The organism is Cyanobacteria bacterium FACHB-DQ100 (assembly GCA_014695195.1).
In the GTDB taxonomy this organism is placed as follows: domain Bacteria; phylum Cyanobacteriota; class Cyanobacteriia; order Leptolyngbyales; family Leptolyngbyaceae; genus Leptolyngbya.
On sequence record JACJNW010000023.1, the window covers coordinates 202651 to 223359 of the forward strand.

At 49.4% G+C, this 20709-nt stretch carries 12 protein-coding genes; 7 read left to right on the forward strand and 5 right to left on the reverse strand.

Going from position 1 to position 20709, the window contains the following annotated elements:
• Positions 1 to 7: 7 nt before the first annotated feature.
• Entirely contained in the window at positions 8 to 5479 is a 5472-nt protein-coding gene (locus H6F51_09065; protein ID MBD1822647.1) for an amino acid adenylation domain-containing protein, read from the reverse strand.
• Positions 5476 to 8706 (reverse strand): amino acid adenylation domain-containing protein, encoded by a 3231-nt coding sequence (locus tag H6F51_09070; GenBank protein MBD1822648.1) that lies wholly within the window; start codon positions 8704 to 8706, stop codon positions 5476 to 5478. The genes H6F51_09065 and H6F51_09070 overlap by 4 nt, the downstream gene beginning before the upstream one ends.
• Positions 8707 to 9211: 505 nt before the next feature.
• Here H6F51_09070 and acpP point away from each other — a divergent pair.
• The 3 genes from acpP to tkt all read left to right on the forward strand — a co-directional run bounded on the left by acpP (position 9212) and on the right by tkt (position 12992).
• Positions 9212 to 9463, forward strand: a complete 252-nt coding sequence (gene acpP, locus H6F51_09075) for an acyl carrier protein (protein ID MBD1822649.1) — start codon at positions 9212 to 9214, stop codon at positions 9461 to 9463.
• A gap of 87 nt (positions 9464 to 9550) precedes the next feature.
• Positions 9551 to 10804 (forward strand): beta-ketoacyl-ACP synthase II, encoded by a 1254-nt coding sequence (gene fabF, locus H6F51_09080; GenBank protein MBD1822650.1) that lies wholly within the window; start codon positions 9551 to 9553, stop codon positions 10802 to 10804.
• 178 nt (positions 10805 to 10982) lie between these two features.
• Entirely contained in the window at positions 10983 to 12992 is a 2010-nt protein-coding gene (tkt, locus tag H6F51_09085; protein ID MBD1822651.1) for a transketolase, read from the forward strand.
• 196 nt (positions 12993 to 13188) lie between these two features.
• Here tkt and radA read toward each other — a convergent pair whose 3' ends face one another.
• Positions 13189 to 14673 (reverse strand): DNA repair protein RadA, encoded by a 1485-nt coding sequence (radA, locus tag H6F51_09090; GenBank protein MBD1822652.1) that lies wholly within the window; start codon positions 14671 to 14673, stop codon positions 13189 to 13191.
• A gap of 176 nt (positions 14674 to 14849) precedes the next feature.
• Here radA and H6F51_09095 point away from each other — a divergent pair, with 176 nt between their 5' ends.
• Entirely contained in the window at positions 14850 to 15581 is a 732-nt protein-coding gene (locus H6F51_09095) for a response regulator transcription factor (GenBank protein MBD1822653.1), read from the forward strand.
• A gap of 41 nt (positions 15582 to 15622) precedes the next feature.
• Here the strand turns inward: H6F51_09095 and H6F51_09100 are convergent, their stop codons facing one another.
• Together H6F51_09100 and H6F51_09105 are read right to left on the reverse strand one after the other, a co-directional pair.
• Positions 15623 to 16390, reverse strand: a complete 768-nt coding sequence (locus tag H6F51_09100; GenBank protein ID MBD1822654.1) for a TIGR03943 family protein — start codon at positions 16388 to 16390, stop codon at positions 15623 to 15625.
• Complete coding sequence (locus H6F51_09105) at positions 16390 to 17397, reverse strand: permease (protein ID MBD1822655.1); 1008 nt, start codon at positions 17395 to 17397, stop codon at positions 16390 to 16392. The genes H6F51_09100 and H6F51_09105 overlap by 1 nt, the downstream gene beginning before the upstream one ends.
• A 277-nt stretch (positions 17398 to 17674) precedes the next feature.
• Between H6F51_09105 and H6F51_09110 the strand changes: the two genes are divergently transcribed.
• The 3 genes from H6F51_09110 (at position 17675) to H6F51_09120 (ending at position 20676) form a co-directional block, all read left to right on the forward strand.
• Positions 17675 to 18598, forward strand: a complete 924-nt coding sequence (locus H6F51_09110) for a carotenoid biosynthesis protein (protein MBD1822656.1) — start codon at positions 17675 to 17677, stop codon at positions 18596 to 18598.
• 97 nt (positions 18599 to 18695) lie between these two features.
• Positions 18696 to 19907 carry a glycosyltransferase gene (locus H6F51_09115; GenBank protein ID MBD1822657.1) on the forward strand — a complete coding sequence of 404 codons (1212 nt, stop codon included), beginning with the start codon at positions 18696 to 18698 and terminating at the stop codon, positions 19905 to 19907.
• Positions 19897 to 20676, forward strand: a complete 780-nt coding sequence (locus tag H6F51_09120; GenBank protein MBD1822658.1) for a ZIP family metal transporter — start codon at positions 19897 to 19899, stop codon at positions 20674 to 20676. The genes H6F51_09115 and H6F51_09120 overlap by 11 nt, the downstream gene beginning before the upstream one ends.
• Positions 20677 to 20709 lie beyond the last annotated feature (33 nt).

Sequence of the window (20709 nt, forward strand, 5' to 3'; positions counted from 1 at the left end):
AAGGGCTTTAATCTAAAAGATAGTGATTCAACTGTTGCGCTAAGGTTTGCACATGGGGCTGTTTGAGTAAAGAGAGGTGATTACCTGGGACTTGATGTACCCGAAGGTGATCGACCAAACTATCCCAACCTAAAGTTGGATTGCGATCGATTGAATTGCGATCGGACTGTTCAGCCGCTTTAAACAGAACCATACGATGTGGATAAGCTTGAGGTACATATTGATAGGTCGCTTGAGCATTGGCATAGACAATCCGCAGCAGTGAGGGAATGGCAGATTCTTCTAGAAATCGGAGCCGAGTTTCTTCGGGAATTAAGCGCAAAATCGTAGACCATTGCCAGCGCGAAAACCAAGAATTTCGAGCTTGTAGTCGATCGAGCGCAAGGGTACTATAGTCGAGCAAAAATGGCAGGGTTGACCAAAGTGCAGTGCCTAAAAGAAACTTCAGGCTTTGATAGAAGGAAGGTTTATAGCAAGGAGCGGGGGTGTCTAACATTGCTAAGAGTTTCACTTCATATCCTGCACGGGTGAGTTGTTGCGCCATTTCAAAGGCGACAATGCCACCAAAAGACCAGCCTCCTAGAAGATAAGCTCCATCAGGTTGAACCGTTTGGATTGCTTTGATGTAGTAAGCTGCGATCGCTTCAATTCGATTGAGCGGTGGTGTTTTTCCATCCAGCCCCAACGGTTGTAGTCCATAAAAGCTGCGATCGCAATCTAGAGCATTTGCAAGTTCTAGATAGGGCAGCACAACGCCAAACATCGGATGAATGCAAAAGAAAGGTTGTTTGCTGGTTCCGAGTGTGAGCGGGACTAAGGGCGACCAGGATACAGAGGGTTTGTCGGGAATGTTCGAGGCTGGAGTCGATCGTTGACGGCGGAAGGCTGTTCGATCGAGTCGAACTAAGGGCGGAATCTTTGAGGCGGGCTGCTGTAAAGTATCGAGAACGGGGGCGAGTTGAGCGATCGTGGGTGCTTCAAACACGCTCTTTAAGGGTAGCTCTAGCCCAAACCCATCACGAACACGAGAAGTCATTTGGGTTGCGAGCAAGGAATGCCCGCCTAACTCAAAGAAGTTATCGTGAATTGTGATCTGCTTCAGTCGTAGAAGATTTTGCCAAATCTCTAATAGGGTTGTTTCTGTGGCAGTTGTAGGATGAGTTGAACTTTTAGCGATCGCGCTGTGGGTGATGTCTTCGCTGAAGGCAGGTAGAGCTTGACGATCGACTTTACCATTTACTGTGATTGGAAGTGCTTCTAGCGGTAAAAAGATAGCCGGAATCATATATTCCGGCAGGGTTTCTTTGAGAAATTGGCGCAATTGAGGAACCAATTGCCGCGCAAATTCAGCTTGAAGCGGATTATTTGTGTATTGTTGCCATGAGTTGATTCTTCCCGAACGAGAGCTAGTTTTAGCATCAATATCTTGTCGGATCAGAGATACATCATAATCACCTGTCTCTGTTTCAGTTGTCCAGGTAAGCTCGACGGTGTAGGGCAGTAATGCTTCTAAGCTGTACCAATCCTGAGGATCGATCGCAAATTCAGGCGATTCCTGGAACTGTTCTCGCATTTGCCCGACTGTTTTTGGTGTTTTTCCACGACTTAACCAAGTTGCAGTTCTAACAGCAGCATTCACTCGACTGTTTTTAACATTCTGGATGATGAGGATTTCTGGCTGCGTCTGAATTAAAACTTCCTGAATCTTCTCGACATTCACTGAGTTGATTTTCCAGTTTAGGGATTGAATTGCAGGAGATTTCAGTTGAGCCTCATCTATCAAGCTGTCTTTAATGTGCAGTAAAACGTTATAGCGAAACTGAGTCATTTCATTGTGGTGCTGCCCGCGTGATAATCGAATCTGCACAGAGCGAATCTGAGGAAACCTATCTTGTAATGCGTAAAAGAACATTGGATCGATCGCAAGTTCTGGTTCTTCAAAGCGCGATCGATTCATCAACTTTTGCAGGGTTGATCGCTCCATTCCTGCGTCTGCTTTACAAAATTGCATCCAAGCATGAAAAGCAGTGAGCAATGATAGATTTCGCACATCACCAATCCATAAAGTTCCTCCTGGTGCTACAGCTTGAATCGCTCCTTCTAGCACCTGCATTAAGTAATCCACACTGGGGAAGTATTGCACGATCGAATTCAAAATCACCCCATCAAATGATTCAACCTCAATCCCTGTAAAATCAGTCGCAATTCGGTGCAATAGTTCCACTTGAGGAAGTGTTGCTAGTTGGTTCTGAACTCCTTCTAAAGCAATTTTTGAAAAATCTGTGCCTACATATTTCTGACAATGCGGCGCAAGCTGAAACAGTAACAATCCAGTACCACAGCCGATTTCTAGCACTCGTTTTGGTTTAAGCGCGAGAATTTGCTGGACTCGATCGCTGATCCACTCTTGCATTTGCTCTGGGGAAATTGGCTCTCCGGTGTAGCTGCTGTTCCAGCCTGTGATGTTAAAACGAGAGGCTGGAGATTGATAGGTTTGGTTGTAGAGCGTTTGCCATTGTTCGACCTGTTGCTCGACTTGTTGAGTTTGAAGCGATGTTTGCTGTAACTGTTGAAGATCTAAACTAAAATAAGCAACTAACCGCATCTCATTCGACGTTGCTCCAGAGGCGAGAACGGCTGCATCTTGGATAGCAGGATGACGCTGTAGCGTGGCTTCAATTTCACCGAGTTCAACCCGGAATCCTCGAATTTTGATTTGATCATCGACTCGACCAAGAAACTCAATCGAACCATCCGGGCGGTAACAAGCACGATCGCCTGTCTTATAGAGTCTCAGGTCTTTTTTATGTATGAATCGATCCGTAGTTAATTCCGAGCGATTGAGATAACCCCGAGAAAGCCCTACACCGCCGATATACAATTCGCCTGGAATGCCAACAGGAACCGGATTGAGGTGGGTATCTAAGAGATAAACTTGCGTGTTAACAATCGGACGACCGATCGACAGAGGAGGATCGCCGGGGTGAAGTTCGGCAACAGTTGACCAGATTGTGGTTTCGGTGGGGCCATACGCATTAAAGAACAAGCGATCGACTGCCCAACGATCGATAACCTGCTGAGAGCAAGCTTCTCCCCCTGTAATCAGCACCCGAAGCGCAGGCAAATCCGCCGACGGCAACACAGCTAAGACGGCTGGCGTTAATAAAGCATGAGTAATCGCATTGTCTTGTAGATAGCGTATCAAAGCGATTCCCGGTAGCTGAGCAGACTTAGACGGGATGTAGAGTGTGCTGCCAGAACCCAGTGCTAAAGCAATCTCAAAAATGGAGGCATCAAAGCTCAAGGAACTAAATTGCAAAACTCGACTGTTGCGAGATAGATGAAACACTCGTTGCTGTGCTTCAACCACATTGCACAATCCTCGATGCGATAAAAGCACTCCCTTAGGTGTGCCTGTAGAGCCAGAGGTATAAATCACATAAGCAAGCTGATCGGGCGTTGGGGGAGAAGCGATCGCGCACTCTTCATCAAGTGGAAGCGGTTGATCTAAACACACAATCTTTGCGGATGATTCAGGGAGAACATCAATCAGCCAAGACTGTGTAAGCAAAACTGAAACCTGAGTATCCATCAGCATGAAGCGGAGTCGATCGTGGGGATAGTTTGGATCGAGCGGCACATAGGCTCCTCCCGCTTTGAGAATTCCGAGAATCCCAATCAGCAGATTGGCAGAACGATCGACACACAATCCCACTAAACAATCGGCTTGCACTCCCAGGTGTCTGAGAGTTTGTGCGAGGCGATCGGCTCGCTGGTTGAGCTGTTGATAAGTGAGCGTTTCTTGCTCTGAAACAAGTGCGATTGCGTTGGGTTCGCGCTGTACTTGTGCTTCAAAGATTTGATGAAAACATTGATCGTTCTGAAGTTGGCTCTCAGTCTGGTTCCACTGAGCTAGAAGCTGGTGTTCTACAGGAGTGAGTAAAGGGAGATCAGATAGGCGATCGTCAGGATTCGCCACAACCCTTTCAAGCAAGGTTTGAAAATGACCAACTAAACGACTGATGCGATCGCGATCAAACAAATCTGTGCTGTAGGAAATAAATCCGCTTAAGCCTGCTTGCGATCGCCATAAGCTGCGTAATCCGTGTGCAGGTTCCCACAAGTGAACCTCTAAATCAAATCGCGTACTAGCTGACTCTAAGGGTGCAGGTTCTAAGGTCAATCCAGGTAATTCTAAAGATTGCATCGGAGCATTCTGGAGTGCAAAAGCAACCTGAAACAAAGGATTACGGCTCAGATCCCGCTCTGGATCTAACTCCTCGACTAACTTCTCAAACGGTAAGTCCTGATGTTCATAAGCTTCTAATGCGACCTTGCGAACCTGCTCCAATAGTTCACGAAATGTTGGATTGCCAGACAGATCCGATCGCATCACTAAACTATTCACAAAAAAGCCAATTAATCCTTCTACTTCGCTGCGATGACGATTTGCAATTGGAACACCGATCGCAATGTCCTCTTGCGCTGTATACCGATGTAGCAATGTCTGAAATGCTGCAAGCAGAATCATAAACAAAGTGGCTCCAGTCTGCTGACTCAGAGCTTCTAATTGCTCGGTCAGCTCTAGAGAAAATTGCAGAGGATAAGTTGCGCCACGATAGGTTTGAACTGTAGGACGAGGGCGATCGCTCGGTAAATTCAGTACGGGTAAATCTTGTAGCTGCTTCAGCCAGTATGATCGTTGTTTTTCTAAAATTTCTCCCTGCAACCAGTTGCGCTGCCAGCAAGCAAAATCGGCGTACTGCATCGGTAGGGGTGGTAATTCTGGCGATCGTTCCTCAACAAATGCGGTGTAACAGTGCGCTAATTCTTGAACCAGCACACCCAGCGACCAGCCATCTGCAACAATATGATGCAGGGTGAGCAACAGCATTGCTTCTGTTGAGCTAAACTCCAGCAGTGTGATTCGTAAAAGTGAATCCGTTGCGAGATTAAACGATCGCTGTGCCTCAGTCGTCGCTAATTGTTGGCTTATCTGTTCAGGCGCTGTGACGTTGGATAGCTGCACCACTGATAAATCAACTTTGATATCCGGTTCGATCACTTGAACGGGTTGACCGTCAACCACAGCAAATCGAGTACGAAGGGCAGCATGGCGGCGCACAATCTCATTAAACGATCGCTCCAAAGCCGCTCGATTCACAGTTCCTTTCAGGCGAATGGCAGCAGGCACATTGTAGAACGGATTATTAGGCGCAAGTTGGTACAAAAACCACAATCGTTCCTGAGCAAACGATAAAGGAAATACTTGAGTTTTGAGTTGAGCGGATTGAGTAGATTGCAAGTACGTAATGATTTCAGCTTTACGCCCAGCTAATTCCTGGCGTAACTCTTTTGTTAAAGTTCCTTCTGGAGCATTACAGCGCAATCGAACTTCAGCATGATCATGCCTAATCGATAGTTGAACATCTAAACTCTGAAGATAAGACACCAATTCAGCGATCGTTCGGTTCGTCATAGTTCAATTTCCTCACGATGGCGCGAATTGGTTTGTCCTAAAGCTTCGATTCTTTGGGCTAATTGCGCGATCGTTGGCGCTTCAAATACCGATCGCAAGGGGAGTTCAACCTGAAATCGATCGCGAATGCGTGAAACAAGCTGAGTCGCTAACAATGAGTGCCCCCCTAACTCAAAAAAACTATCTTGAGTTCCGATCTGTTCGCGCCCAAGCAGTTGAATCCAGAGTTCAATCAGTGATGCTTCTAATGAGGTTGCGGGAAGCACCAGACTATTTTCTTTTATGCTGCTGAAGTTCGGAAGAGGTAATGCTCTGGGATTAACTTTGCCATTCACAGTCAAAGGCAACGCATCTAACATTACAAACCCAGCAGGCAACATATAAGCAGGTACTTTAGCTTTGAGAAATGCTCTTAGCTCTTTCTCCGTTACCTCTTCAGAGCTTTGAGGAACAACGTAAGCAATTAACTGGCGATCGTGGTCTATCTCCCGCACCATGACTATGCTGGTCTGTACCTTCGGATGCTGTATGAGAATTGCCTCGATCTCACCTAACTCAACTCGAAATCCTCGGATTTTAACTTGGTCATCTATTCGTCCCAAAAACTCAAGATTGCCATCAGGACGATACAGCGCTCGATCGCCCGTCCGATAAAGCCTCAAGTCTCCAACCTGAACAAATCTTTCTGCGGTCAATTCCTGGCGGTTGAGATATCCCTGCGCTAAACCATCACCCCCTAAGTAAATCTCACCTCTCACCCCTACGGGAACTGGATTTAGCTTTGCATCTAATAGATAGACCTGAGTATTGGCGATCGCTTGACCGATTGGAATGGTAGCTGCATTCTCTGACACGCTTTGCACTTCATACCAGGTTGAAAACGTGGTGTTTTCTGTCGGGCCGTAAACATGCATGAGATGTTGAGGTTTTCCTTGATGCAGCAGCGATCGTACGCACTCCACATTCGCCATCTCGCCCCCAAATAATAGGAATTTGAGCGAACGGAAAGCATCGGGAATCTGACGAATCGTTTGATTGAACAATGCCGTTGTCAGAAACAGAATGCTAATTTGATGCTGCTGCAATTGAGCCGCAAAATCAGTCGGCAAAAGGGTACTCTCTCGCTCTAGCCCAACTAATCGCGCTCCATTCAGTAATGCTCCCCAAACCTCAAAAGTTGCTGCATCAAAGGACAAACTTGCTACCTGTGCAATTTGATCGTTCGGTTCTATCTCAATGTAATTCGTATCACACACCAATCGATTAACGCTGCGATGGGACACCATTACTCCCTTGGGTGTTCCAGTTGAACCAGAAGTATAAATCACATAAGCAAGCTCATTTCCTGTGCAAACATTGGATAAATTTTCATCCGATTCTTCAGCGATCGCGCTCCACTCCTGCTCTAAACACATCACTCTAGTTCGATCAAATCGCTCTGCCCAACTTGCTTGGGTTAAAATGATCGCAATTCCCGCATCTTCGATCATGAACTGCAATCGCTCTGATGGATAGCTTGGATCAAGCGGCACATAAGCACCCCCCGCTTTTAGCACAGCCAACATTGCTGCGATCGCTTCAATCCCCCGCTCTAAACAGATTCCAACAGGCATTCCCGCCCGCACACCGTAGCGCTGCAAGTACCGCGCTAGCTGGTTACTTCCTTGATTTAAAGCTGAATAGGTGAATGATTGATCACCAAATTGAACCGCGATCGCAGTTGGTCTTTGTTTAACCTGTGCTTCAAACAATTGATGGATTCCGACACTTGCAGGATAATGCGATCGATGACTGCTCCAATGCTTGAGTAATGCGTCTTGCTCTTGAACACTTAACAAGGATAGTTCAGACAAACAAGCCTCTGGATTCGCAACAATGCTTTCTAATAGCGTTTGAAAATGCTGGCGCAGAGCTGCGATCGTGCTGCCATCAAATAAATCAGTGTTGTAAACAAGGATGCCGCGTAATCCATCTGTCTGTTGCCAGTCTTTACCCCATAGATTCCGAAAGTTATCGCCGCACTTCCAAAGATAAACTTCCAGATTAAAGCGCGAAGTCTTTGTTTCTAAATCTACTGGACTTAACACTAAACCCGGTAACACTAATTGTTCCATCGGCGTATTTTGTAGCGCAAATACAACCTGAAACAGTGGATTCTGTCCCAAGTTCCGAACCGGCTGGAGTTCTTCAACTAGCTTTTCAAACGGCAAATCTTGATGAGCATACGCAGCTAATGTCACCTTCCGCACCCGATCTAAGAGTTCTCGGAACGTTGGATCGCCTGTTAAATCCGCTCTTAGCACCAAGCTATTCACAAAAAAGCCAATCAAGCCCTCTAACTCGCTTTGGTGACGATTCGCAACCGGAGAACCGATCGCAAGATCTGTCTGTCCCGTGTAGTGATAAATCAAAGTTTGGAACGCTGCCAATAAGGTCATAAATAGCGTGACACCCGCTTCCTGACTTAATTCCTCCAGCGCGTCTAATAGTTGCTGTGGTAGCTCGATTAATTGACTCGCCCCCCGGTAACGTGGCTCATCCTCGCGAGAAATAGAACTTGGCAAATTGAGTGCAGGTAAATCCTTTAGCTGCTGCTTCCAATAGTGCAACTGGGTTGTCAGTACCTCGCCTTGCAAATACTGTCGTTGCCAGTGAGCAAAATCTGCATATTGCACAGGCAGTTCTGGCAGGACCGCAGGCTTACCGTGAACGATCGCCGCATAAAACTCCCCCAACTCTCGAATTAAAACGCCGCTCGACCATTCATCGAAAATAATGTGATGCAGCAAAATTAGAAACAAATGCTCTTGATCGTGTAACTGCCAAAGACGCGATCGCAATAGTGACCCCGCATTCAAATCAAACGGTCGCTCAATCTCCTGCCAAATCTCCTCTACTGCAATGTTCTCGCGAACACTCGCAGGCATTGTTCGTAAATCAGTAGATTTCAGTGGGATTTGCGCGGCTTGAGCTACGACCTGAAGCAACTGCCCATCAATCTGCTCGAATGTTGTTCTGAGAATTTCATGCCGCCGAACGATCGCATCGATGCTTTGCTGAAGCTGCGCTCGCCTTAAATCACCCGTCAGCCGAAAGACCAGGGGGATACTATAGAGAGAGGCTCCCGGCAAAAGTTGTTCAATAAACCATAAGCGCTGTTGAGCAAATGAGGCTGGAAAAATAAAACTCTCTTCAACATCTTTTTGGATCGGCTGATCTGAAATCATTCCCACCTGCATCTGGTCAACTTCAACAGTTGTAAGGGAAGCCGTGGTTCAAAAATTACGCTTTAGGATAGATTTTGTCCCAGAAATCTGTATTGTTTTATTGCCGTTTGATGCACAGCTTTGCATTCTAAAAATTTCTCTTAACCTTCTAAATTTCTCTTAACCTTCTAAGTGATGCGAAACCAATTCCACCAGCATCAGAAATTAGCGCATCAATTTTTAGCACCTGAGGAAAAGCAATCGACGCCTAACTGATCGCTCTAAATCTCACTCTCGATCGCGTACAACGTTGCTCATCAAGGACTGAAATAAGATCGCTCTTGTGTCTCTCTTTTAAAGCTGAAACGAGATTCTTACGGGGTAAGATGAAAAAATGCTCAAAACCGTATTGTCAAGCTCAAATTGTTGGGTGCGCAGCAGCCAGCAATCTTTGCCATGACAGAACAACGGAGGAGTGGATTTTTCGTTTAGTCAGATTTGTTGCTGCTGCAACCCAAGAGGAATCATGAGTCAAGAATTGTTTGATAAGCTCAAAGCGATCGTCGCAGAACAGTTGAGCATCGACGATCCCAGCACCATCCGTCCGGAATCAAACTTCCAGAACGATCTCGGTGCCGATTCGCTCGATGTCGTTGAGCTTGTAATGGCGATCGAAGAAGAATTTGAAATCGAAATCCCCGACGAAGCGGCAGAAAAGATGACCACTGTCCAAGAGGCAGTCGATTACATCAGCAGCAGAGTTGCAGAAACCGCATAATGAGCGGGAGTCGGGAGTCGGGAGACGCAATGTGCCACCCCCCGCTCCCTATTCCCAACTCCCTACTCCCTTTCTTTATTGGACATCATGACAAATTCGGTAAATAAGCGCGTTGTGGTCACAGGGCTTGGTGCAGTTACGCCGATCGGCAATACGCTTTCTGAGTTCTGGGACGGTTTGATGAGCGGGCGCAATGGCGTTGCCCCGATTACCCTGTTTGATGCGTCCCGGCACGATTGCCGTTTTGCGGCTGAGGTGAAGGGATTTGACCCGCATCAATATATGGATCGCAAAGAAGCCAAGCGGATGGATCGCTTCTGTCAACTCGCGATCGCAGCCAGTAAGCAAGCTTTGGCAGATGCCGAGTTCACGATCAACGACCTCAACGCCGAGCAGGTCGGCGTGTTGATCGGAACGGGCATTGGTGGTTTGAAAGTGCTGGAAGATCAGCAAGAAGTTAATCTAACCAAAGGCCCCGATCGCTGTAGCCCGTTCATGATTCCGATGATGATCGCGAACATGGCGGCGGGATTAACCGCGATTCAAATCGGTGCGAAAGGCCCAAACTCTTGTTCAGTGACAGCCTGCGCTGCCGGATCAAACGCGATCGGTGATGCCTTTCAATGGGTTCGACGCGGCTATGCTCAGGCGATGATCTGCGGCGGAACCGAGGCTGCCGTGACCTCGCTTGCGGTTGCTGGCTTTGCCGCTTGTAAAGCGCTCTCCCTCCGCAACGACGATCCGGCTCACGCTAGCCGTCCGTTTGACAAAGACCGCGATGGCTTCGTACTCGGTGAAGGGGCAGGCATTCTTCTGCTCGAAGAAATGGAACACGCTCTAGCCCGTGGAGCCAAAATCTACGCGGAAATCGTCGGCTACGGCGTGACTTGCGATGCTTACCATATCACCAGCCAAACTCCCGGCGGAAAAGATGCCGCCAGAGCAATGCAGCTCTGCCTCAAAGATGGCGGATTAACCCCGGATCAAGTTGATTACGTCAACGCTCACGGCACAAGTACACCCGTGAATGATCCGAACGAGACCATGGCGATCAAAACTGCCCTTGGCGATCGCGCTCATCAAATTCTCGTCAGCTCAACCAAATCGATGACCGGACACTTACTCGGCGGATCTGGGGGAATCGAAGCGGTCGCAACCGTCATGGCAATCAAGCACGATCGCGTTCCTCCCACGATTAACTTAGTTGAGCCTGATCCAGAGTGTGATTTGGATTACGTGGCGAATCAAAGCCGTGATCATATTGTCAACGTGGCGCTTTCAAACTCCTTCGGTTTTGGTGGACACAACGTCACACTGGCATTCAAAAAGTTTGTGCCCTGAGCTTGAAGTGTCTACCGTTATCGAGGATTATTAGGAGGCTGTTATCGAATAGCAGGTTCCGATAGCTTTTTCTGATTAGGTAGTTTTGCCTACCATTCTTCATAATGGAAACAGGTATTCGCGTTCTGTCCGAATTCTTCCGTTATTGCCCAATCGTCGTTCATTCTTAACAGAAATCATGGTCGTTGCAGCCCAGTCACTCGAAGAACTTTGCATTAATTCGATTCGCTTCTTAGCGATCGACGCAGTTGAAAAGGCAAAATCCGGACACCCAGGCTTGCCGATGGGTGCAGCTCCGATGTCTTTTGTGCTGTGGGATAAGTTCATGCGGTTTAACCCGAAAAATCCCAAATGGTTTAATCGCGATCGCTTCGTTTTGTCGGCGGGTCACGGTTCGATGCTGCAATACGCGCTCTTGTACCTGACAGGTTACGACAGCGTGACGATCGAAGACATCAAGCAGTTCCGTCAGCTCGGATCGCGCACTCCCGGACATCCGGAAAACTTTGAAACCCTGGGTGTAGAAGTCACGACAGGTCCGCTCGGTCAGGGGATTTGCAACGGGGTTGGATTGGCAATGGCGGAAGCGCACTTGGCAGCGAAGTTCAACAAGCCAGAGGCGACGATCGTAGACCACTACACCTACGTGATTTTGGGTGATGGCTGCAACATGGAAGGTGTTTCCGGTGAAGCTTGTTCACTCGCTGGACACTTAGGACTCGGTAAACTGATCGCACTCTACGATGACAACCACATTTCGATCGACGGTGATACCTCCGTTTCCTTTACGGAAGATGTGGGCAAGCGCTTTGAAGCTTACGGCTGGCAAGTTTTAGTCGTTCCCGACGGTGACACCAATCTGCAAGCGATCCAAGAAGCGATCGAAACGGCGAAGCAGGAAACCGGTAGACCGACTTTGATCAAAGTTCGCACGACGATCGGCTATGGTTCTCCGAACAAAGCCAACACCGCAGGCGTTCACGGTGCGGCACTGGGTGGCGATGAAGTTGCGGCAACACGGAACAATCTCGGTTGGGATCACGAACCGTTTGTTGTGCCTGAAGATGCGTTGAACCACTGGCGCAAAGCGATCGAGCGCGGCACAAAACTCGAAGACGAATGGAATGCGACGTTTGCAAACTACAAATCGAAGTATGCCGAAGAAGCCGCAGAATTTGAGCGGATGCTGAGCGGCAAACTTCCAGACGGTTGGGAAAAGTGCCTACCGACCTACACTCCCGAAGACAAAGGCTTAGCTACTCGTCAAACCTCTGAGAAAACTCTAAACGCGATCGCGCCTGTCGTTCCTGAATTAATCGGCGGTTCTGCCGACTTAACCCACTCGAACTTGACTCTACTCAAAGGCTTCGGCGACTTCCAGAAAGGCTCTTATCAAAACCGCAACCTCCGCTTTGGAGTCCGTGAACATGGAATGGGCGCAATCTGTAACGGCATTGCGCTGCACGGTTCAGGGCTGATTCCCTACTGTGCAACCTTCCTGGTGTTTGCAGACTACATGAGAGCCGCCATTCGTCTGTCGGCACTGTCGCAAGCTCAAGTCATTTATGTCATGACGCATGACTCAGTGGCTTTGGGTGAAGATGGCCCAACGCACCAACCGATCGAAACGATCGCATCGTTACGCGCCATCCCAAACCTGCTGGTCTTCCGTCCTGCTGATGGTAACGAAACCTCTGGCGCGTACAAAATCGCAATGGAGCGCCGCGATCAGCCTTCGCTGCTGGCAATGACTCGTCAAGCCTTGCCGAACCTGGATGGCAGCTCGATCGATGCTGTATCCCGTGGCGCTTACATTCTCTCTGGTAGCGACGACCTGCCGGACATCATCTTGGTTGGAACCGGAAGCGAAGTCAGCTTGTGTGTTACAGCGGCTGAGAAGCTACGGACTGAAGGCTATAAAGTTCGCGTGGTATCAATGCCTTGCTGGGAACTGTTTGAGGAGCAGGATGAAGCTTACAAAAACACGATTTTCCCGAAAGCGGATCAAAAGCGCTTAGTTGTAGAAGCAGCTTCGAGCTTTGGCTGGCAGAAGTACATGGGATCAGAAGGCGACATGATCAGCATTGAGCGCTTCGGAATTTCGGCTCCGGGCGGTGAAGCGATGAAGAAATTCGGCTACACCGTGGAGAACGTTGTAGCGCGTGCGAAAGCGGTCATCGGCAAATAACCTCAAGCTTTGCTTTGAGTAATTAGTCGCGGTGAACCCGGACTTGCGAAAGCTCGCCCTTTTGAGCGATTTCTAGCTTTCGCAAGTCCGGGTATCGATCGTTGACAAAAGCCATGGGTTTGCATCACCCTAGCTTGCCGATGCTGCTTTTATTCCTGTAGAGAATCAGCTCTGCCTCATCGAGGCAGAGCTTTCTTTATTCCTCTGTTTCATGCTCCTCTGGCTGTCGTGCCCGACTTCCTGCCAGCGCCACACTAATCGCATCTAGCACCCGCGCCACCGGAATCACTTCCATCCCTACATCCCCGTAATTTGCACCTTTAGGCACGATCGCTTTTTTGAATCCCAGTTTCGCGGCTTCTTTCAATCGCAATTCGGTCTGAGAAACCGGGCGCACCTGTCCGCCGAGTCCAACTTCCCCGATCAACACCGTGTACGGATCAACGATACGATCGCGAAAACTTGCCGCCACTGCCACCGCTACACCCAAATCTGCTGCAGGTTCAGCTACATTCAAACCGCCCGACGAGGCAACATAAGCATCCAGTTTCGATAAGGGAATACCGACTCGCTTTTCCAGCACTGCCAGAATTTGCAGCAATCGGTTGTACTCGATTCCCGTGGTCGATCGCCGCGGTGAACTATAACTCGTCGCGCTTACTAGCGCCTGCAACTCCACGACGATCGGACGGGTGCCCTCACAAGCGACGATCGTCGCCGTCCCCGATGCGGCATCTTCTCGGCTGCCCAAGAACAACTCCGACGGGTTGAGTACTTCTTGTAGCCCTTGATCGACCATCTCGAACACGCCGATTTCATGGGTCGCCCCGAAGCGATTTTTCACTGATCGCAGCAATCGATGGCTTGCAAAGCGATCTCCCTCAAAGTACAGCACCGTATCGACCAGGTGTTCTAGAACTTTCGGGCCTGCGATCGCGCCTTCTTTGGTGACGTGACCAACGATGAAGAGGGTAATATTCTGCCGTTTCGCTACCTGCATCAGAACCGAAGTACACTCTCGCACCTGCGATACCGATCCGGGAGCCGAAGTCAGCGCACTGTAGTACAGCGCCTGAATACTATCGATAATCGCCACTCTCGGCTTCAGTGATTCCAACTCGGTCAGAATCGTATCCAAATCAATCTCTGGCAACAGATGAAGACTGCCCTCCTCAGATGGCTCAATCAATTCCGCTTCTTCAGGAGTCGCCTTTTTCCCCACGCCCAATCGCTGCGCCCGCAATTTCACCTGTCGTCCCGATTCTTCCGCACAGACATACAGCGTTCGATAGCGCGTCGCCAATCGATTTGCCGTCTGAAGCAGCAGCGTCGATTTCCCAATTCCCGGATCGCCGCCAATCAGCACCAGCGATCCGGGCACAATCCCACCGCCCAACACGCGATCGAGTTCCACATATCCCGATGCCAAGCGATCTTGAGCCTGATCAGAAATCTCGTTTAGCTTTAGCGACGCGATCGCTTGGGCAGGAGTATTCGATCGACTCTTGCCATTCGTGCCGCGTATCCGTGTAATCTGAGCCATCGCTGCGGGCGGAGTTGCCGGACGAGCGACCTGTTCTTCGAGGGAGTTCCAGGTCGAGCAAGACGGACAGCGACCGAAATGTTGAGAAAATTCCGCTCCACAATCGTTGCAAACAAACGTCGATCGTACTTTAGGCATTTGCAAAACTTAAAAAAATAGATTGCTTGTGAACTTTCGTAAAGCTTAAGAAAGCCTGAAGCTCAGCCATAATCAGGATTTGATAGCCTGAGAATTAAAAAGTGAGCTACTATCTCCATAATAAAAGTTGAAAAAATTAACGACTACAGATTTGACTTCAAGGAGCATTACAAACTGTGGAAAGTCATAAAGAAAAGATTCTGGTTGTAGACGATGAAGCCAGCATCCGTCGCATTCTAGAAACTCGCCTGTCGATGATTGGATACGATGTGGTGACAGCAGCAGACGGTGAAGAAGCCCTCGACACTTTCCGCAATGCCGATCCAGATCTGGTGGTTCTCGATGTGATGATGCCGAAGCTCGACGGCTACGGGGTTTGCCAGGAACTCCGCAAAGAGTCTGATGTGCCGATTATCATGCTGACCGCGCTTGGGGATGTCGCCGATCGCATTACCGGACTCGAACTCGGTGCCGATGATTATGTGGTGAAACCGTTCTCTCCCAAGGAACTCGAAGCCCGCATTCGATCGGTTCTGCGTCGCGTGGATAAAACAGGTGTCACCGGAATTCCCAGTTCTGGTGTGATTCACATCAACAGCATCCGCATCGATACAAACAAGCGCCAAGTGTATAAAGGCGACGAACGCATCCGGCTAACCGGAATGGAGTTTAGTTTGCTCGAACTCTTGGTGAGTCGCTCTGGGGAACCGTTCTCGCGATCGGAAATTCTTCAGGAAGTTTGGGGCTACACACCTGAACGCCACGTCGATACCCGCGTCGTGGATGTCCACATTTCTCGCCTCCGCGCCAAGCTAGAAGACGACCCCAGCAACCCCGAACTGATTCTGACGGCACGCGGAACGGGCTACCTGTTCCAGCGCATTCTAGAACCCGGCGAAGTGGAATAGTCAAGCGTCGGCGAGGAAACTACCATCTCCCCGCCCGTTTGCTAATAATCGTAAGGATTCTTCGGCTCTGGAATCGGCTTAATTGAACTTGCTTGAACGACTAATTGGCGCTTGCCAGCTAAAGTTTCTGTAGTCATTTGACCCTCGACTTCGAGCCAAGAATCAACCTTGTAGTCCGATCGCGACCCCGTGGTCAACTTCACCGGCAATCTCACCGGATAGACATCCGCCGCGCAGCACGTAATCACAAATCGGGTCAGTAAAAAATGCTGATCGGACAATTCCGGTGTGACGACGACAAATCCCTGCAATTTTGCCTTTTGTCCCGTATAAGCATCGGGTTCCGGATACACCTGAAGCGTCCGAATCCAGTCAATCAAGCTTTTATCCTCAGTCCGAGCCGAGGCGCGAAACGTTTGCGGTCGAACTCGCGTCAGCGTAATCGAATCATTCACGCCGCGATCGATTGCCGTCTGACTCGTAAACGGGCGCGGCGTGATGATCAATCCGGCGATCGCGACCCCCAACAACAATGCACTACTCAGCCCTGGCGGAAACAGCGTGATATGCGGCAAATCGCTCGGAATCGGTCGCGCATTTTGACTGGCTTTCCAGACAAAAAAGCCTTTGATACCGCTAATCACCAGCAGCGAGAATCCGGCTGCGATCGTCAAAATCTTGTAATTTGGATGGATCAGCAGAAATAATTCATTCGTTAACCAGAACTTGAGAATTGCCAAACCCCAAGCCATCAGCGCTAACAGATCCAGCCACGGGATCAAAATATGCCAAGGAATTCTAGACATCATTAACTGATATACAAGTTCACAAACAAGCAAAATAGAAACGTCAACAATCCCGCCAATCCGAAAATATAGAGAATTGCTCGCGCCTTAAACACCGACAGCATCAATCCCACACCTTTGAGATCGATCATGGGGCCAAAGACGAGAAATGCAACCAGCGATCCGCCCGTAAACGTCGATGCAAACGACAGCGCGAAAAATGAGTCAACCGTTGAGCAGATCGAAACCACCGCCGCCAAAATCAGCATTGCCAGAATCGAGGTGACATTATCCTGACCCAAGCCGAGAATAATTTCACGCGGCACAAACACCTGCGAAATCGCCGCGATCGCGCTTCCTAAAACCAAAACGCCGCCCAACTCGCGCATCTCTTGCAGCGTGTTGTCGAGCAGCAATCTCAGGCGATAGCTAGTGGGTTTTGAAATGGTGCTTTCCATGGCGGTTTGCAGCTCGATCGGGTCAGTAATCAGCGGCTTGCTCGACTGTCCCAGAAAATAAGTCCCCGACTGCAACAGCGGTGAAGCCGAGGATTTAGGCGGATCTAGTTTGCGAGAAAGATAGGATGCAACGCTCGATTGCAGCAGGGGGCGCACATCTTTCTGAGCGCTAAACACCCAGCCAATCATCGTGGCAATCACCAGCGAAAACCCGATGCGATAGAACACAATTTCCGGCTGATCGCGAAATGCTGTCCAAGTTGCCCAAAAGACGATCGGGTTAATCGTCGGAGCCGCCAGCAGAAAACCGATCGCCACCGATGTCGGCGCACCCTGTAGCATCAACCGCCGCGCCACGGGCACATTGCCGCATTCGCACACCGGAAACAGAAATCCAATACAACTGCCTGCAAACGCGCCTAGAAACGGATTTTTTGGCAGAATCGCGACAAGCTTCTTTTCATCCACAAAAAACTGAAGCAATCCAGAGAACAATACCCCCAGCAGCAAAAAGGGCATTGCCTCAACCATCAAACTCAAAAAGAGGGTGAACGCACTATTAATCTGAGCCATTCAATCCGAATGTGAAGAGATTGAGGGGATCATAGCAAGGAACTGGAGATCCTGAAGAGATTGTAAAGGAAGAAAATTAGCAACAGATCTTCTATCACTAATCAGAAGGACGTTTCAGATGATTCTGAAGTTTTGGCGCGATCGGGCCTCAACCGAATGCAGCGATCTTTTTTACGGAAATCTTAAAAAAGCATCATCGGAAACGCAAGAATGAGCCTGAAGATTTGTAAACTGTATGATCAGGCAAAATGAGTGCCATATTTTCTGAGGAAACGGTATGAAGCAACTGGTTACTGTGGAGCGCCTGTGTTTAATGGGACATACGTTGGCGCTGGCTTTTGGATTGGCAGGATTATTACTGGTGCTGCCCAATCCAGAATTTATCGCTTCCCTCCCGGCGATCGGGCAATCTGCTTTCGGTTGGAGCATGGCAAATGGCGGTGTGGGATATATTCTGCTCGGCGCGATTACGGTAGCTCTTTATGCTTACCGAACGCTCGGAATGCGGCACTGGCTCACCTTTATGTTGCCTGCGGTGTTTCTATCTTTGGGAAGCGAACTACTCGGTACAAGTACAGGGTTTCCCTTTGGGGCATACGGCTATTTGAGCGGATTGGGCTATAAGATTGCAGGGCTTGTGCCATTCACAATTCCGCTGTCGTGGTTTTATGTCGGCTTGTGCTGCTTTGTGCTGGCAAGAGCAGGCTTAGAAAGCCTGAAGTTACCCCTGTGGGCGCAATTAACCGGAGCGATCGCACTGGGTTCAGTTCTGTTAACGGCATGGGATTTCGTGCTTGATCCGGCAATGAGCCAGGCACCTTATCCGTTCTGGGAATTTGGGGAAGTCGGCGAATTCTTTGGAATGCCTTATCGCAATGTCACGGGCTGGCTCGGAACTGGTGCGCTATTTATGTTTGTGGCTTCCTTGTTCTGGAGAGCAAAGCCGCTAAACTTAACTCGCGCTCAATTGACAGTGCCGCTGGTGGTTTACCTGATTAACTTTGCATTTGGGGCGATCATTACGGTGGCAGAATTGGATTCGCGCTATTTGATTCCAACCTGCATGAGCATTGTGCTGGGAGTTGTTCCGGCGATCGGTCTTTGGTGGATGAGTAGACCCACTCAAGGACTCGAAGCTTCGCTTTCTGGGACGGTCTCGCGAGATGTGCCCACCGTTTCGGTCGGACTTTCTCAAAAATAGAGATTGAGAAGAGATGCTCGATCGAGCATCTCTTTTTTGTAATCATTCAAAGCGATAAGGGGTTAAAGGGTTGACGAATTTTATGCTGCACACCGGAATGATTTGCCTGGGATTAGTCGATTCCCAGGCTTTTGCGTTTCAAGATGGATTTTTCTTTGGGTTGCTGCTGGTTCAAATCCCGGCGGCGGCGATTTTGCTATCACGGTTGCTTAAAGGTGCGGTGCGTCGTTCCCCCCTTCAGCCTCAGTTACCGAATCCGTCTTTTTTGGGTGCGGTGAGCGTCGTTGTGCCGACGCTGAATGAAGCCGATCGCATCGCGCCCTGTCTCGAAGGGTTGACGCGCCAAACGTATGAAGTGCGAGAGATTACGATCGTCGATAGTCGATCGATCGATAAAACGCCGGATTTGGTTAAAGCTGCTCAAGAAACTGATCCGCGATTTCGATTAATGAATGATGATCCGCTTCCTTCGGATTGGGTCGGTCGTCCGTGGGCGCTGCATAACGGATTTTTGGCGAGTTCGCCGGACAGCGAGTGGATTTTGGGAATTGATGCCGATACGATTCCGCATCCAAGTTTGGTGTGTAGCTTGCTCGAAACGGCGACAACTGAGGGCTACGATCTGATCACGTTGTCACCGAGATTTATTCTCAAATATCCGGGTGAGTTTTGGCTTCAGCCTGCGTTGTTGATGACGCTGGTGTATCGATTCGGGGCAGCGGGTGAAATTGGTAGCTCTCCAGAGCGGGTGATGGCAAACGGGCAGTGTTTCTTTTGTCGGCGATCGCTCCTTCAAACAGTGGGCGGCTACACTAGCGCCAAAGGTTCCTTTTGCGATGATGTCACGCTCGTTCGTAACATTGCGGCAACGGGTGCAAAAGTGGGCTTTCTCGATGGTGCAAACGTGCTGAAAGTCCGAATGTACGAAGGCATGGCGGAAACCTGGGATGAATGGGGTCGATCGCTCGATCTCAAAGATGCTGCAACACCCGCGCAAGTTTGGGGAGATTTAGCATTTTTGATCTTGGTGCAAGCATTGCCGATTCCGTTGTTGATTGTAAGCGCTTGGATGGTCTCTTCTGGACATACAACATTACCTGCATTGATCGCCCTTGGATTGAATGGAGCATTGGTCGCGATGCGAATTGGATTAAATGCGGCGGTCTTGCAGTCCTACGATCGTTCTTCTGCCAAAGGTGCTTGGTTATTCTGGTTCTCTCCTTTAGCCGATCCAGCCGCAGTCTTCCGAATCTTCCTGTCTTCTACTCGAAAGCCGAAAAGCTGGCGGGGTCGAACTTATGGCGGATAACGTCACACTTTTGGGGTTGGCGGGGAGTTTAGTCGCGGGATTGGGCACCGGAGTAGGCGCGCTCCCAATTTTTTTCATCAAGGAAATCACTCCGCAAACTCAGGGCGCACTCTTGGGGTTTGGGGCGGGCGTGATGTTAGCTGCAACTTCTTTTTCTCTGGTGATTCCGGGCATTGAAGCGGCGGAGAAGTTGACGCAGAACAAACTAACCGCAGCCGCGATCGTTGTTTGTGGCATTCTGCTTGGGGGTGCGTTCCTCTGGTTAGCAAATCGCTACTTTCCGCACGAACACTTCATTAAAGGGGCAGAAGGAGCGACTGCAAGCCGATTACGTCAAGTGTGGCTGTTTGTGATTGCGATTACGCTGCACAATTTTCCCGAAGGATTAGCGGTCGGAGTTGGATTTGGTGGGGGCGATGTCGCGAATGGAATTGCCCTAACGCTAGGAATTGGCTTGCAAAATTTCCCTGAAGGACTGGTGGTGGCGATCGCGCTTCTGGCTCAGGGCTACCGCAGACGAAAGGTATTTGGTGTGGCGCTGTTAACGGGACTTGCCGAGCCGATCGGAGGTTTAATCGGGGCGGGGGTCGTTTCGATCGCCGCGCTCGTGCTGCCGTGGGGAATGGCATTTGCAGCCGGAGCGATGTTATTTGTAATCAGCGATGAGATTATTCCGGAGTCGCACAGCTTAGGAATCGAGAAGCAAGCGACGCTAGGGGTAATGATTGGATTTGTGCTGATGATGTTTCTGGACGTGGCTTTGGGCTGAATTTGTATCAGAATGTTTCAACTCGTAACGGCG